Source organism: Paracoccus zhouxuedongae (assembly GCF_041927815.1).
In the GTDB taxonomy this organism is placed as follows: Bacteria; Pseudomonadota; Alphaproteobacteria; order Rhodobacterales; family Rhodobacteraceae; genus Paracoccus.
The window spans coordinates 102,756-116,999 of the sequence record NZ_JBHFHM010000003.1; the positions used below are offsets into that span (position 1 = coordinate 102,756).

13 protein-coding genes are annotated in these 14,244 nt (G+C 69.6%); 11 read left to right on the forward strand and 2 right to left on the reverse strand.

Annotated elements, in window-relative coordinates; genetic code table 11:
* The first annotated feature begins 3 nt into the window (after positions 1-3).
* From ACEYYA_RS05240 to bluB, 9 genes are all read left to right on the forward strand, one after another.
* On the forward strand, positions 4-693 hold the full coding sequence (locus ACEYYA_RS05240; RefSeq protein ID WP_374798326.1) for a 4Fe-4S dicluster domain-containing protein: 690 nt from the start codon (positions 4-6) through the stop codon (positions 691-693).
* Positions 686-1,447 (forward strand): TorD/DmsD family molecular chaperone, encoded by a 762-nt coding sequence (locus ACEYYA_RS05245; RefSeq protein ID WP_374798328.1) that lies wholly within the window; start codon positions 686-688, stop codon positions 1,445-1,447. The genes ACEYYA_RS05240 and ACEYYA_RS05245 overlap by 8 nt, the downstream gene beginning before the upstream one ends.
* Entirely contained in the window at positions 1,441-2,442 is a 1,002-nt protein-coding gene (locus ACEYYA_RS05250; protein WP_374798330.1) for a 4Fe-4S binding protein, read from the forward strand. Before ACEYYA_RS05245 ends, ACEYYA_RS05250 begins: the two co-directional genes overlap by 7 nt.
* Entirely contained in the window at positions 2,439-4,325 is a 1,887-nt protein-coding gene (locus ACEYYA_RS05255) for a sensor histidine kinase (protein WP_374798332.1), read from the forward strand. The genes ACEYYA_RS05250 and ACEYYA_RS05255 overlap by 4 nt, the downstream gene beginning before the upstream one ends.
* A 1-nt stretch (position 4,326) precedes the next feature.
* On the forward strand, positions 4,327-5,679 hold the full coding sequence (locus ACEYYA_RS05260) for a sigma-54-dependent transcriptional regulator (protein WP_374798334.1): 1,353 nt from the start codon (positions 4,327-4,329) through the stop codon (positions 5,677-5,679).
* A 71-nt stretch (positions 5,680-5,750) separates the two neighbouring features.
* The gene (locus ACEYYA_RS05265) at positions 5,751-6,536 is read left to right on the forward strand and encodes a propanediol utilization protein (RefSeq protein ID WP_374798336.1); all 786 of its coding nucleotides are present in this window, start codon (positions 5,751-5,753) and stop codon (positions 6,534-6,536) included.
* Positions 6,536-7,462 carry an adenosylcobinamide-phosphate synthase CbiB gene (gene cbiB, locus ACEYYA_RS05270; protein ID WP_374798338.1) on the forward strand — a complete coding sequence of 309 codons (927 nt, stop codon included), beginning with the start codon at positions 6,536-6,538 and terminating at the stop codon, positions 7,460-7,462. Before ACEYYA_RS05265 ends, cbiB begins: the two co-directional genes overlap by 1 nt.
* Positions 7,462-8,412 (forward strand): threonine-phosphate decarboxylase CobD, encoded by a 951-nt coding sequence (gene cobD / locus ACEYYA_RS05275; protein WP_374798340.1) that lies wholly within the window; start codon positions 7,462-7,464, stop codon positions 8,410-8,412. Before cbiB ends, cobD begins: the two co-directional genes overlap by 1 nt.
* On the forward strand, positions 8,409-9,035 hold the full coding sequence (gene bluB, locus ACEYYA_RS05280; RefSeq protein WP_374798342.1) for a 5,6-dimethylbenzimidazole synthase: 627 nt from the start codon (positions 8,409-8,411) through the stop codon (positions 9,033-9,035). Before cobD ends, bluB begins: the two co-directional genes overlap by 4 nt.
* Here bluB and ACEYYA_RS05285 read toward each other — a convergent pair.
* Positions 9,032-10,477, reverse strand: a complete 1,446-nt coding sequence (locus tag ACEYYA_RS05285; RefSeq protein ID WP_374798344.1) for a cobyric acid synthase — start codon at positions 10,475-10,477, stop codon at positions 9,032-9,034. The two genes, bluB and ACEYYA_RS05285, sit on opposite strands and share 4 nt — an antisense overlap.
* A gap of 117 nt (positions 10,478-10,594) precedes the next feature.
* The gene (gene cobO / locus ACEYYA_RS05290; protein ID WP_374798346.1) at positions 10,595-11,203 is read right to left on the reverse strand and encodes a cob(I)yrinic acid a,c-diamide adenosyltransferase; all 609 of its coding nucleotides are present in this window, start codon (positions 11,201-11,203) and stop codon (positions 10,595-10,597) included.
* 85 nt (positions 11,204-11,288) lie between these two features.
* Here cobO and ACEYYA_RS05295 point away from each other — a divergent pair, with 85 nt between their 5' ends.
* Positions 11,289-12,638 (forward strand): cobyrinate a,c-diamide synthase, encoded by a 1,350-nt coding sequence (locus tag ACEYYA_RS05295; RefSeq protein ID WP_374798348.1) that lies wholly within the window; start codon positions 11,289-11,291, stop codon positions 12,636-12,638.
* A gap of 81 nt (positions 12,639-12,719) precedes the next feature.
* Positions 12,720-14,240: an OpgD/OpgG family glucan biosynthesis protein gene (locus ACEYYA_RS05300; protein ID WP_374798350.1), complete on the forward strand. Its 1,521-nt coding sequence runs from the start codon at positions 12,720-12,722 to the stop codon at positions 14,238-14,240.
* Positions 14,241-14,244: the final 4 nt, after the last annotated feature.

A 14,244-nucleotide genomic window follows, 5' to 3' on the forward strand; every position in this document is an offset into this window, starting at 1 on the left:
CAAATGGCCAACACCACCCAGACGCTTGATCGCGCGGCGATCAAGGCGCGGATCAAGGAAAACGCCCGCAAGCGCAAGCACGAGGTTTATACCCCCGTGGTGCCCGACATGCAGATGGGCTTCATCCACAACAACGTGGATTGCATCGGCTGCCGGGCCTGCGAAATCGCCTGCAAGGACAAGAACGGGCTGAATGCCGGCCCGCGCTTTCGCCGGGTTCAGTATATCGAGGGGGGCGTGTTTCCGAACGTCTTTGCCTTCAAGATCAACATGTCCTGCAACCATTGCGGCGAACCGGCCTGTCTGCCGGCCTGCCCGACAGGTGCGATCTTCAAGCGGCAAAAGGACGGGATCGTCGATATCGACAGCACCCTGTGCATCGGTTGCCGCAAATGCGAGGCCGCCTGCCCCTTCGGCGCGCCGCAGTTCGACCCCGAACACAACATCGTCAGCAAATGCAACATGTGCGTCGATGAACAGGATGCCGGGCGCAAACCCTATTGCGTCAGCGCCTGCATGATGCGGGTGCTGGATGTCGGCCCGATTGACGGCTTGCGCGACGGTTCCTATCAAACCAAGGCGCGCGGCCCGAATGATGAGGTCGTCCGCCAGGTGAAAAGCATGGCGAACCCGGAACTGACCAACCCCTCGATCGTGTTCGTCCCGCATTCCAAGGGGCGTGTCGATGGCTGAGGCCATGCCGACCGAACTGCCCGCCGGCGGTGCCGAGGCACTGGCGGCGGGGGCCGAGGCGCTGGCGATCCTGATCCGCCTGCACGACCGCGAGGTCGACCAGGATCTGATCGACGCGCTGCGGCAGATGGATGCGGGCGGGCTGTTTCAGGCGATGCTGACCGGGCAGGACGGCAACCTGGCCGCCCGCGCCTTTGCCGAGGCGCTGGCGATGCTGCCCGACCGGCTGGACGATCCCACGCTGGATCAGCTTGCTGTCGATTTTGCCGACATCTATCTGAACCACGGCCTGCGGATCTCGCCCAACGGCTCGGTCTGGCTGACCGAGGATCAGTTGGAACGCCAGTTGCCGATGTTCGAGGTGCGCGAATGGTATGACCATTACGGCGTCAGCGTGCCGAACTGGCGGATCCGGTCCGACGACCACATCGTGCATGAGCTTGAGTTCGTGGCCCATCTGCTGCGGCAGGGCACCGCGCCTGCGGCGGTCGATGCCGGGCGGTTTCTGGATCGTCACGTCCTGCCCTGGGTGCCCGAGTTCGGCCGCCGTGTCGCCAAGCGCGCCGCGCAGCCGCTGACCGCCACCACCGGGCTTTTGACCGCGATGTATCTGGATGCCCTGCGCGAGATGATCGCGGCGATCACCGGCGTGCCGCGCGGCCCGGTCGAACAGCGCCCCGATGAAAAGCCGGTGCGTCAGGCCGAACCGCTGGAAAACGCCGCCTATGTGCCGGGGATGTCGGTCAGTTGGTAGGACACGGGGCGGCAGTTCTGGCGCCCGATCTGCATCCCGGCGCCTGCACCCATGCCCGCGCGCTGGATGCCTCGTGCCAGGCGTGTGAGGATGTCTGCGCCGAAATCGCCATCTTTCCCGCCGGGCCAGACCTGCATCTGGACCCCACCGCCTGTTCGGGTTGCGGGGCCTGTGTCGCGGCCTGTCCGCAGCGGGCGCTGGCCCAGCCGCAGGCCGCGCCGGTGATTGCCGCGCGCCGGTCGGGGCAGGTGGCGGTGGCGCTTTGCGCGCGCCATCCGGCGGCACAGGGCCGCGCGGCGGCGACCTGCGTACACGCGCTGTCATTGGCCGATCTGGCGACGCTGTTGGCCGATGGCATCGTCGATCTGGCGCTGGCCACCGGCGATTGCGAGGGGTGCGCGATCCGCCCGCTGACCACGGTCGACGACCCGCTGGCGCGGCTGGCGGCGATATGTGCCAGTCGCGGGCTGCTGGCGATCACCGCGCGTCCGGCGGGGCCGGGCGATCTGGCGCTGCTGCCCGCCGCCGATCCGCTGGATGATCCCGCGCGCCGGGCGCTGTTTCGCGCCGGCAGCCCGCCGCCCGCGCCGCCCCCCGATCCCCGCCCGACGCTGGTCGCCCTGCATCGGCACGCAGCGCGGGACCAGGTGCCGGTCTTTGCCTTCTCCCCGGCGATTGATGCCGCGCGCTGCACTGGCTGCGATGCTTGCGTGACGATCTGCCCGGCGCAGGCACTGGTTCTGGGCGCCGGCCCGGCCTATCACGCCGATGCCGCGCGCTGCACCGGCTGCGCCTTGTGCCTGGATGTCTGCGACGTGGATGCCGTCACCGTCACGCCGCTGGCCGCTGCCGCGCCCGATGTGGCGTTGTCGGCTTGGCGCTGCCGGGCTTGCGGCGTGCCCAGCCACGCCCCCGGCGCGGCCCCCGCCGATGGCCTGTGCCGCATCTGCCGCGAAACCGGCCACCACAAGAAGCTGTTCCAGGTGTTCACATGACCCTGTGGTCGCGCGCATGGTCGGGCGCGGGCCTTCAGCGCAAGCTGGTGTTCGTGGTGATCGGGGTGCTGGCGCTCGCCTCGGTGCTGTTCCTGGGCGTGCTGGCCAGCCATTACCGCAGCCAGATGATCGACGCCCATGCCCGCGCGGCGACCCAGATCAACGACCTGCTGCAAGGCGCGCTGGAAAACGCCATGCTGAAGCGCGACATCCCCGGCCTTCAGGACATTCTGACCGGGCTGGGCACCCAGCAGGGCGTGGCGCGGGCGATGATCATCGCCCCTTCACGTGAGGTGCGGTTTGCCTCGGACCCCGGCCTGATCGGGCAGGTGCTGGGCGGCGAGGCGGTGCTGGCCGCTGTTGCCAGCCAGGACACCGCCACCCGCTATTTGGACGAAGGCGGCGCGACGGTGCTGCGGTCAGTCAACCCGGTGCATAACCGCGCCGAATGCGCCGCCTGCCATCCGCCGGTCAGCGCCCAGCCGGTGAACGGCCTGCTGGTCGTCGATTTTGAGGCCGCCACCATCCGCGCGGAGGCGATCCGCTCGACCCTGACCCTTGCCGGGATCGGCGCGCTGGTCACCGCGATGGGCAGCGCGGCGCTGTGGCTGGCGCTGCGCCGGGTGGTCATCGCGCCGCTGGCGCGGCTGTCGGCGGCCAGTCAGGCGCTTGCGGGCGGCGCGCTGGACACCCGCGTCGCCCTGCCCGGCCAGGATGAGATCGCGGCGCTTGGCCAGTCGTTCAACCGCATGGCGCAGGGGCTGGCGGGTAGCATGGCGGCGGTCGAACGATCCAAGGCCGGGCTGCAATCGCTGATCGACGGCATCCCCGACGGGGTGCGGGTGATCGGTGCCGATTACATCATCCGCACGGCGAATGACGCCTATGCCCGACAGGTGGGCCAGCCCCTGTCGGCGATTGTCGGCCAGCCCTGCCATCTGTCGTCGCACGGGCGGGCCACGCCCTGCCCGGCCACGCTGGTCACCTGCCCCGTGGCCGAGCTGCGCGCCGGTCAGCGCGCCGCCCTGACCTTCCGCGACACCCATGTGGCCGGCCCGGATGCCCAGACCGCAGTCGAGGTGTCCTCGGCCCCGATCCCCGGCGATGACGGCGATGCGGTGGTGGAATCGATCCGCGATCTTGATCGCCAGATGCGCCTGTCGCAGGCCGAACGGCTGTCGGAAATCGGGCTTCTGGCTGCCGGCGTCGCGCATGAAATCCACAATCCCCTGTCCTCGGTCGAACTGGCGATGCAGGCGCTTTCGCGTGAGGTGGCGGCGGGGCGGCCCGAACGCGCCGCCGATTACTTCGACCTGATGCGCGATGAAATCGGTAAATGCCTGCAAATCACCGACAATCTGCTACGCCTGTCCGCGCCGCCGGGCGAGGGGCAGGCGCTGATCGACCTGCTGCCGGTGGTGCAGGGCGCGACCGGCATCCTGCGGTTTCAGGCCGAGCGGCTGGGGGTGTCCGTGGTGACCGACGTGCCCGCCGACCTGCGGCTGCTGATGCCCGATGCCGATCTGCGGATGCTGCTGACCAATCTGGTGATGAACAGCTTTCACGCCATGCAGCCCGGCGGCGTGACCACCATCGCTGCCCGTCGCCTGCCGCAGGCGGGCCGTATCCAGTTGACCGTGGCCGATACCGGCGTCGGCATCGCCCCCGCCGATCTTGAGCGGATCTTCATGCCCTTCTGGTCGCGCCGCGCCGACAACAGCACCGGGCGCGGGCTGGGGCTGGCGATCGTCCGGTCGATCCTTGACCGCAGCGGTGGACAGGTCAAGGTTGACAGCCAGCAGGGCGAAGGCACCACCTTTACCCTGACCTTCCCCGATCCCGATGCCGAACCCCCGGCATCGCCTGCCGCCAAAGGTGTCTGACATGCCCGGCCCCTCGCATCCGCCATCCAATCCGCTGCATGTTCGCAGCGTGCTGGTGATCGAGGATGACCGCACCCTGAACCGGCTGATGTGCGACCAGATCGACGACATGGGCTATGTCGCGCGCGGCGCACGGTCGCGGGCCGAGGCGCAGGCGCTGCTGGATCAGGGCGCGCCGGATCTGGCCATCCTTGACGTGCGGCTGCCCGATACCGATGGGCTGGCATTCCTGCCGCATCTGGCCGATCTGTGCCCGGTGATCATGCTGACGGCCTATGGCTCGATCGATCAGGCGGTGACGGCGGTGCGCGCGGGGGCCGTCGACTATCTGGTCAAGCCCGTCACGCGTGAGGCGCTGGATCTGGCCGTCGCCCGGATCTTTGAAACCCAGTCGCTGAAACGCGATGTCGCCTTCTGGCAGGCCGAGGCGCAGCGGGTCGCCCGGTTCGACCTGATCGGTGACAGCCCCGCGATGCGCGAGCTGACCCGGCTGATCGGGCTGATCGCGGCCTCGGACAGCCCGGTGCTGATCCGGGGTGAGGGCGGCACCGGCAAAAGCGTGGTCGCCAACGCGATCCACAGCCAGTCGGGCCGCGCCAATGGCCGGCTGATCACCATCGACTGCGACAGCGACCTGACCGCCGCCGAGCTGTTCGGCAGCGAGGCCCAGGCCGGCGGCCCGCGCCGCGACGGGCTGCTGGCCCCGGTGGAATCCGGCACCGTGTTCTTCAACGATGTCGAACGCTTGCCGCCCGCCCTGCAAGGCCCGGTGCTGCGGCTGATCGAACAGCGCGTCTATCGCCCGCAGGGCAGCACCGTCGCCCGACCCTGCCCCGCGCGGTTCATCGCCGCCACCTCGGTCGATCTCGAGGATCGCGTGCGGCAGGGCCACTACCGCGCCGATCTGTTCTATCAGCTGTCCGGGCTGGTGGTGATGGTGCCGCCGCTGCGCGAACGGCGCGAGGATATTCCCGCGCTCGCCCGCTCATTGCTGGCCGGGCGGGCGTTTCAGCGCGGCATCGACAAGGACTTCACGCCTGAGGCGCTGGCCGCGCTGGCCGCCTATGACTGGCCCGGCAATATCCGCGAATTGCACAATGCCATCGACCGCAGCATCATCATGTCCGCCGACAGCGCCGACATTCTCCCGGTGCATTTCGGCCTGCATCCCGCGCCCGCCAGCCCGCCCGATGCGCTGGTCTCGCTGCGCTTTGACCACCTGCCCAGCCTTGAGGAAATCCGTCAGGTCTATCTGGATGACCTGCTGGACCGGTTCGGTGGCAATCGTCAGCGGGTCGCCGAGACCATGGGCATCAGCGAACGCAACACCTATCGGCTGCTGAAAAAGCGCTGACCCGATGGCGCTTGCGCCCGGGCGCGGATTTGGCGACAGACGGCCCGCAATCGGGGCGCAAAGGGGGCGTCATGGCGCAAGTGTCGGGGCATGTGGTGCGCGTGCCGGGGCATTTCGGGGAATGGATGCAGGGGCGGCTGGGGTCGGATGGCCCGGTCGTGCTGATCACCATGGCCTGCGCGCGGCTGGGGCTGACGGCGTGGCACGGGGCCGCGGCGGCGCCCGATCAGCGGCTGGCGCGGCTGTCGGCGGCGCTTGGCCATCCGGTCGCGCCCGTCCATCTGCGCCTGCGCGCCGCCCCCGGTCTGGGCACCGGCATCTCGACCGCCAGCCTGATCGCGGCGGCGCGGCTGTCGGGCTGGCGCGGCCGCCCCGCCGATCTGGCCCACGCCTGTCTGGCGGCCGAGGGGGCCAGCGATCCGCTGATGTTCCCGCAGCCTGACCGGCTGCTGTGGGCCTCGCGCCGGGGGGTGATCTGCGCGCGCCTGCCAGCCCTGCCCGCGCATGAGGTGATCGGCGGCTTTTCCGGCCCACCGCGCCCGACCGATCCCGCCGATCAGGACTTCCCCGACATTGCCGATCTTGTCACCCGCTGGCAGGGCTGCCGCGATCTGCCGGTTTTCGCGGCGCTGGCCAGCGAAAGTGCGGCGCGGACGCTGGCGCGGCGCGGCGGGCAGGGGGGCGATCCCATGGCCGATCTGGCGCGCGATCTGGGCGCGCTTGGCTGGCAGATCGCCCATACCGGGGCGGCGCGCGGACTGATCTTTGCGCCCGGCACGGTGCCGCCCCATGCCCGCGCGGCGTTGCAGGCCGCCGGGCTGCGCGGCATCCTGCGCTTTCGGGGGGGCGGGCGCTGATGGGCTTTGCGGCGATGATGGCAGTGGCGATGGCGGTCGATGTGGCGCTTGGCTGGCCGCAGCCGATCTATGCGCGCATCGGCCATCCGGTGACCTGGCTGGGCCGCCTGATCGCGGCGCTTGAGGCGCGGCTGAACCACGGCCCCGCGCGGCGTGTCAAGGGGGTGGCCACGGCGGTGGTGGTGATCGGCGCGGCGGCGGGGCTGGGTGCGCTGGCGCAGGCGGCGCTGCCGGGGGGCTGGCTGGGGGTGGTGCTGGGCGGCATCCTTGCCTGGCCGCTGATCGCGATCCGGTCGATGCACGATCACGTCGCGGCGGTGGCAGGGCCACTGGCGGCGGGCGATCTGACCGGCGCGCGCCATGCGGTGTCGATGATCGTCGGGCGCGATCCGGCGCGGCTGGACGGCCCCGGCGTGGCCCGCGCCGGTCTGGAAAGTCTGGCCGAGAACACGTCCGACGGCATCGTCGCGCCGCTGTTCTGGGGCCTGGTCGCCGGTCTGCCGGGGATCGCCGCCTATAAGGCGATCAATACGCTGGATTCGATGATCGGCCACCGCAACGCGCGGTATCAGGATTTCGGCTGGGCCTCGGCCCGGATCGACGATCTGGCCAACCTGCTGCCCGCGCGGCTGACCGGGGCGCTGTTCGCGGCGGTCTCGGGGCGGGCGGCGGCCTGGGGGGTGGTGGCGCGCGACGCGCGGCGGCATCGGTCGCCCAATGCCGGCTGGCCGGAATCGGCGATGGCCGGCGCGCTGGGGGTGCGGCTGTCCGGGCCGCGCGCCTATGGCGACCGCATCGCGGATGAGCCGTGGCTGAACCCCGCCGCGCCCGATCCGGGGCTGCATGATCTCGGCCGGGGGCTTGCGCTGTATCGCCGTGCGATGGCAAGCCTGTGGGCGGTGATCCTGATGATGGCGGTGCTGTGATGCGCGACCATGGCGGCAATCTGGATGCGGCGCAGGCCCGCTGGGGCGGCGGGCCTTGGGTCGATCTGTCGACGGGCATCAACCGCGTGCCCTATCCGCTGCCCGACCTGCCGGGCTCCGCCTGGACCGACCTGCCGACCCGCGCGGCGATGGACCTGTTGACCCGTGCGGCGCGCACGGCCTATGGCACGCAGGCCGCCGTGCTGCCGGTCGCCGGGGCGCAGGCGGCGATCCAGATGGTGCCGGGGCTGGCCGCGCCGGGGCGGGCGGCGGTGCTGTCGCCGACCTATAACGAACATGCCGCCGCCCTGCGCGAAGCCGGTTGGCAGGTCGATCCGGTGACGCGGCTGGCCGATCTGGCGGGGGCCGATCTGGCGGTGGTGGTGAACCCCAACAACCCCGACGGCCAGACCCACGCGCCGCAGGCGCTGCGCGATCTGGCGGGTCGTGTCGGACAGTTGATCGTCGATGAAAGTTTCGCCGATCCGGTGCCGCATCTGTCGATCGCCGCCGATCCCGGACCGGCGCTGGTGCTGCGGTCCTTTGGCAAGTTCTATGGCCTGGCCGGGCTGCGGCTGGGCTTTGTGATCGGCGCGCCCGACCGGATCAATGGGCTGGCGCGGCGGGCGGGGCCGTGGCCGGTCTCGGGCGCGGCGATTGCCATTGGCTGCGCGGCGCTGACTGACCGCGCCTGGCAGGCGGCGACCACGGCGCGGCTGGCCCGCGACGCCGCGCGGCTGGACGCCCTGGCCGCCGCTGCCGGTTGGTCGCTGGTCGGCGGCGCGCATCTGTTCCGCCTGTATCACACGCCCGACGCCGCCGCCGCGCAGGAGCGGTTGGCGCGCGGCCGCATCTGGTCGCGCATCTTTCCCTGGCACGATCACTGGCTGCGCCTTGGCCTGCCGGGGTCGGTTGCCGAATGGGCGCAGCTTGGAAAGGCCCTGACATGACCGACTTTTCCCGCGCCGAGGCCGAGACCCTGACCCGCATCCTGCGATGGCGCCGCGATGTGCGGCATTTCCGCACCGATCCCATCGACCCTGCGGTGATGGGCCGGCTGCGGGCGGCGATGGACATGGCGCCATCGGTCGGCAACGCGCGGCCCTGGCGGGTGGTGCGCATCATCGATCCGGCCCTGCGCGCCCGACTGCGCGACAATTTCCAGCGCGCCAATGCCGCCGCCGCCGCCAGCTATCAGGGCGACCGGCGCGCCGCCTATGACGGGCTGAAGCTGGCCGGTCTGGACGCCGCCCCCGAGGTGCTGGCCGTCCTCACCCAGATCGACCCCGTGGCGGGGCACCGCCTGGGCCGCGCCACCATGCCCGAGACCCTGCACCAGTCGACCGCCATGGCCATCCACACCCTGTGGCTGGCCGCGCGTGCGGAAAACCTTGGCCTTGGCATGGTCTCGGTCCTGAACCCGGATGAGGTGACGGCGCTGCTGGATGTGCCCGCCGACTGGCAGTTCAGTGCGCTGCTGTGCTTGGGCCACCCGGCCTTCACCGATGACACGCCGCTGCTGCACCGCGCCGGCTGGCAAGAAAACACCTCTGCCGACTGGCTTGAGCGTTAGCGCGCCAAGGCCAGCAGGCCCGGCACGTCCAGATGGGCCTCGATATGGTCGGCCAGATCGTTCAGCGCCGCCTCAACGCTGGCGCCGTGGTCAACGCCGCCCGCCGCGATGCCAAGCCCGGCCAGGAAAGCCGCGCGGAAGGCATCGGCGGCGAACAGCCCGTGCAGATAGCTGCCCATGACGCGCCCATCGGGTGACACCGCGCCCTCGGGCGTGGTGCCGATGCGGGCAAAGGGGCGGGCGCGGTCGGGGCCGTCGCTGCGACCGATATGGATCTCATACCCCTGCACGGCCTCGCCGGTGGCGACATGTGTGGCGGCGGTGCGGGTCAGCCGCTTGGCCGGGGTCATGGTGGTGGCGATTTCCAGAAGGCCAAGTCCGAGGGTCGATCCGGGCGCACCCTCGATTCCCTGCGGGTCGTCGACCGCGTGGCCCAGCATCTGATAGCCGCCGCAGATCCCCAGGATTGCGCCGCCGCGGCGGTGATGGGCGATCAGGTCGATGTCCCAGCCTTGCGCGCGCAGAAAGGCCAGATCGCCGCGCGTGGATTTGCTGCCCGGCAGGATCACCAGGGCCGCATCGCCGGGGATCGGCTGGCCGGGCGCGACCATCACCAGATCGACGCCGGGTTCAGCCGCCAAAGGGTCCAGATCGTCGAAATTGGCGATCCGCGACAGCATCAGACAGGCGATCTTCGTGGCCCCCGGACGGCGGGCGCCGCGCAGATCAAGCGCATCCTCGGCGGGCAGGCGGCTGGCACCGGGGAACCACGGAAGCACGCCGAAACCGCGCCAGCCTGTGCGATCCGCGATCAGCCGATAGCCATCGTCAAACAGCGCCGGATCGCCGCGGAACTTGTTGATCAGAAAGCCCACGACCAGCCGCGCGTCATCCGGGTCCAGCACCCCCTGGGTGCCGACGATCTGGGCGATGACCCCGCCCCGGTCAATGTCACCAGCCAGGATCACCGGCACATCGGCGGCGCGCGCGAAACCCATGTTGGCAATGTCGCCGGGGCGCAGGTTGACCTCGGCCGGGCTGCCGGCGCCCTCGACGATCACCAGATCATGTGCGGCCCGCAGTCGGGCGAAACTGTCCAGAACCGCGCCCATCAGTTGCGGCTTCAGCCCCGCATATTCGCGCGCCCGCACGGTGGCCAGCCGCTTGCCCTGCACGATGACCTGCGATCCGGTGTCGGTCTCGGGCTTCAGCAGGACGGGGTTCATGTCGCAGATCGGATCAATCCCGCAGGCCAGGGCCTGCAAGGCCTGGGCGCGCCCGATCTCGCCCCCGTCGGCGGTCACGGCGGCGTTGTTCGACATGTTCTGCGGCTTGAACGGCGCCACCGATAGCCCGCGCCGCCGCGCCGCCCGGCACAGCCCCGCCACCAGCACCGACTTGCCGACATTCGACCCGGTGCCCTGGATCATGATCGCGCCCATCCGCCCCCCCTCATGCCTTGCGCCGGTGTCACCTGCGGACGCTCCGCGGGGGATATTTCCGCCAAGAAGAAAGCCCATTCTTCTTGGTTCAAATATCCCCGCCGGAGGCATCCGACATCAGTATTCCACCCCCGGCTGGGCCTTGATGCCGGACCGGAACGGATGCTTGACCAGCGTCATCTCGGTGACCAGATCGGCGGCCTCGATCAGCGCCGGGGCGGCGTTGCGGCCGGTCAGCACGACATGGGTCAGTTCGGGCTTTTCGGTGGCAAGAAAGGCCAGCACCTCATCAAGGTCAAGATAGCCATAGCGCAGGGCGATGTTGATCTCGTCCAGCAGGACCAGCCGGATCGAGGGGTCGCGGATCAGCGATTTTGCCATCTCCCAGCCTTTGCGCGCCATTTCGGTGTCGCGCTCGCGGTCCTGGGTTTCCCAGGTGAAGCCCTCACCCATGGCGTGAAACTGGCACAGGTGGCTGAAGTTTTCGGTCAGCAGGCGGCGTTCGCCCGTGTCCCAGTCGCCCTTGATGAACTGCACCACGGCGCAGGGCATCTGATGGGCGATGCACCGCAGGATCATGCCGAACCCGGACGAGGATTTGCCCTTGCCCGCGCCGGTATGCACGATGACCAGCCCCTTTTCGCCCGACTTCTGGGCCATGATGCGGTCATGGGCGGCCTTTTTCTTGGCCATCTTTTCAGCGTGGCGGGCGGGATCGGTGATCATCGGGCGTCCTTTCTGTCGGTCCTGACCTGCCTAGACCGGAAGCGGGGCAATGGACAAGTGCGGCGCAAGGCGGCAGAACCGGGCCATGCGCCAAAGCCCGCCCATCCCCGGCCTGATGATCGCCGCGCCTGCCTCGGGCAGCGGCAAGACGACACTGACGCTGGGCTTGCTGGGGGCCTTGCGGCGGCGCGGGCTGGCCGTGGCGCCGTTCAAGAACGGGCCGGATTACATCGACCCGGCCTTTCATGCGGCGGCGGCGGGGCGGGCCTCGTTCAACCTGGACACATGGGCGATGCCGGCGGGTCGGATCGGCGCACTGGCGGATCAGGCGGCGGGCGCGGATCTGATCCTGGCCGAGGGCGCGATGGGGATGTTTGACGGCGTGGCCGTGCCGGGTGAATGCGGCCATGGCGCCAGTGCCGATCTGGCCGCGCTGATGGGTTGGCCGGTGGTGCTGGTGCTGGATGTCGGCGGTCAGGCGCAGTCGGCGGCGGCGGTGGCGCTGGGCTTTGACCGGCTGCGCGCCGATGTGCGGCTGGCCGGGGTGGTGCTGAACCGCATCGCCAGCCCGCGTCATCTGGCGCTGTGCCGCGACGGGTTGGACAGGGTGGGCATCCCGGTGCTGGGCGCCTTGCCGCGCAACGCCGATCTGCGCCTGCCCGAACGCCACCTTGGCCTTGTTCAGGCCGCTGAGCTGCCGCAGTTGCAGGCGATCTTGGATCAGGCTGCCGATTTCGTCGCCGCCCATGTCGATCTGGACGCGCTGGTGGCTGCCGCTGCCGCTGGCCCGATGCCGGGCGGCCCTGCCCCCGATCTGCCGCTGCCGGGCGGCCGCATCGCCTTGGCGCAGGATGCGGCGTTTTCCTTTGTCTATCCGCATCTGCTGGCCCATTGGCGCGCGGCGGGGGCGACGATCCTGCCGTTTTCGCCGCTGGCCGATCAGGCCCCCGATGACAGCGCCGATTGCTGCTGGCTGCCCGGCGGCTACCCCGAGCTGCACGCCGGTCGGCTGGCAGCCGCCCAGATCTATCGCGCCGGGCTGGAACGGTTTGCCGCGACCCGGCCCGTGCACGGCGAATGCGGCGGTTACATGGCGATGGGGGCCGGGTTGGTCGATGCCGATGGGGTGCGGCATCGGATGGCGGGGCTGCTGGGGCTGGAAACCTCGTTCGCGCGGCGCAGGATGCATCTGGGATACCGGCGCGCGCATCTGGTCGCACCGATCCCCGGCCTGCCCGTCGGGGCCGATCTGCGCGGGCATGAGTTTCACTATGCCACGATCCTGTCACAGCCCGACGCACCGCTGGCACGCGTTTTCGATGCAGCCGGCGAGAAGCTGGCCGAAACCGGCGCATTCCGCCCCCAATCGGCGGGTGGCCGCGCAACAGGCAGCTTTTTTCATCTGATAACCGTGGCAAACCGCGATGTTTTGTGACATTGGCCCAACTTGCCGCGCCTGCGCGGCGGGCGTATATACGCGCCGCTTTTCCTGCGGATTCTGCCTGGGCGGACCATCATGCATCGACGCGACTTTCTGATGACGGCGACCGCGACTGCGGCGCTTGGGCTGGCGGCGGGGGCCGTGCAGGGTCAGCCGGTCGCACCGCCCACCCGCTTCGGCTTTGACGAGGTGGTGGTGCTGGCGCGCGGTCGGGCCGCGGCGGAATACCGCCAGCCGCTGTCGACGCTGGCCGGCGCGTTTAAGGATCTGAATTACGATCAGTATCGCGCCATCCGGTTCCGCCGCGACCTTGACCCGTTTTCGGGCGATGGCGCGACCTTTGGCATGGACCTGCTGCCGCCGGGGCTGATCTTTTACGAACCGGTCAAGATCAGCGTGGTGCGCAACGGCCAGGTGCAGCCGATCAGCTTTTCGCCGCAGATGCTGGATTTCGACGACGCGCTGTTCCCGCCCGAGCTGGACCGCACAGCGGTCGGCGACATGGGCTGGTCGGGCTTTCGGCTGCGCACCACGCTGAACCGCCCCGATGTCATGGATGAATTCCTTGTGTTCCAGGGCGCCAGCTATTTCCGCGCCGTGGCGCGTGACACGCTCTATGGCCTGTCGGCGCGCGGTCTGGCGATCCGCACCGGCAGCCCGCAGGGCGAAGAGTTCCCGCTGTTCACCGACTTCTGGGTGCATGAGCCGCAGGCGGGCGAGGCCTCGATCACCATCCATGCGATCCTGGACAGCAAATCCGTGGCCGGCGCCTATGAGTTCGTGGTGACGCCCGGCGTGGAAACCACCTTTGTCACCCGCATTGCGCTGTTCCCGCGGGTCGATCTGGAGGGGGCGGGGATCGCGCCCTTGACCTCGATGTTCTGGTTCGGCCCGGCCAGCCCCGGCGTGAACGACTATCGCCCGTCGGTGCATGACAGCGACGGCTTGCAGATGGAAACCGGCGCCGGGATGCATCTGTGGCGGCTTCTGGGGGCGCACAAGACGCTTCAGATCTCGGGCTTCGTGGACAGCAATCCACGCGGCTTCGGCCTGGTGCAGCGCGCCCGCAGCTTTGCCGATTATCAGGATGCCGAAGCGGGCTATCACCTGCGCCCTTCGGTCTGGATCGAACCGTCGCAGGCCTGGGGCCAAGGCGAGGTTCGGCTGATCGAAATCCCCGTCGAGAATGAGTTCAACGACAATATCGTCAGCTATTGGACGCCCGCCGCGCCGCTGGCCGCCGGGCAGCAGCACGACTTCGGCTATCGCATGACCTTTGGCGCGCTGCCGCCCGAACGGCCGCTGGCGGCGCAGGTCGTGCAAAGCCGGGCGGGCAAGTCGATCAACGGCAAGGGGCTGACCTATATCGTCGATTTCGAACTGGCGCTGTTCCAGTTCGGGCTGCCGCAATGGTCGGTCACGGCGTCCTCGGGGACGGTTGGGCATTCCTATGTCAAGGCGCTGCCCGATCAGAACGTGCTGCGGCTGTCGTTCGAATATGAGCCGGGCAACAGCCAGGTGGCCGAGCTGACGGCGGTGCTGAACGGCAATGATGGCCCGCTGAGCGAGACCTGGATGGCACGATGGTCGCGGTAGAGCC

What these genes read in the sequence shown, in the direction of transcription:
- ACEYYA_RS05260 (WP_374798334.1), top strand. Translation starts at nt 4,327, where the DNA reads ATGCCCGGCCCCTCGCATCCGCCATCCAATCCGCTGCATGTTCGCAGC.
- ACEYYA_RS05245 (WP_374798328.1), top strand. Translation starts at nt 686, where the DNA reads ATGGCTGAGGCCATGCCGACCGAACTGCCCGCCGGCGGTGCCGAGGCA.
- cbiB (WP_374798338.1), top strand. Translation starts at nt 6,536, where the DNA reads ATGGGCTTTGCGGCGATGATGGCAGTGGCGATGGCGGTCGATGTGGCG.
- ACEYYA_RS05265 (WP_374798336.1), top strand. Translation starts at nt 5,751, where the DNA reads ATGGCGCAAGTGTCGGGGCATGTGGTGCGCGTGCCGGGGCATTTCGGG.
- cobD (WP_374798340.1), top strand. Translation starts at nt 7,462, where the DNA reads ATGCGCGACCATGGCGGCAATCTGGATGCGGCGCAGGCCCGCTGGGGC.
- ACEYYA_RS05285 (WP_374798344.1), bottom strand. Translation starts at nt 10,477, where the DNA reads ATGGGCGCGATCATGATCCAGGGCACCGGGTCGAATGTCGGCAAGTCG.
- ACEYYA_RS05240 (WP_374798326.1), top strand. Translation starts at nt 4, where the DNA reads ATGGCCAACACCACCCAGACGCTTGATCGCGCGGCGATCAAGGCGCGG.
- ACEYYA_RS05295 (WP_374798348.1), top strand. Translation starts at nt 11,289, where the DNA reads ATGCGCCAAAGCCCGCCCATCCCCGGCCTGATGATCGCCGCGCCTGCC.
- bluB (WP_374798342.1), top strand. Translation starts at nt 8,409, where the DNA reads ATGACCGACTTTTCCCGCGCCGAGGCCGAGACCCTGACCCGCATCCTG.
- ACEYYA_RS05300 (WP_374798350.1), top strand. Translation starts at nt 12,720, where the DNA reads ATGCATCGACGCGACTTTCTGATGACGGCGACCGCGACTGCGGCGCTT.
- cobO (WP_374798346.1), bottom strand. Translation starts at nt 11,203, where the DNA reads ATGATCACCGATCCCGCCCGCCACGCTGAAAAGATGGCCAAGAAAAAG.
- ACEYYA_RS05255 (WP_374798332.1), top strand. Translation starts at nt 2,439, where the DNA reads ATGACCCTGTGGTCGCGCGCATGGTCGGGCGCGGGCCTTCAGCGCAAG.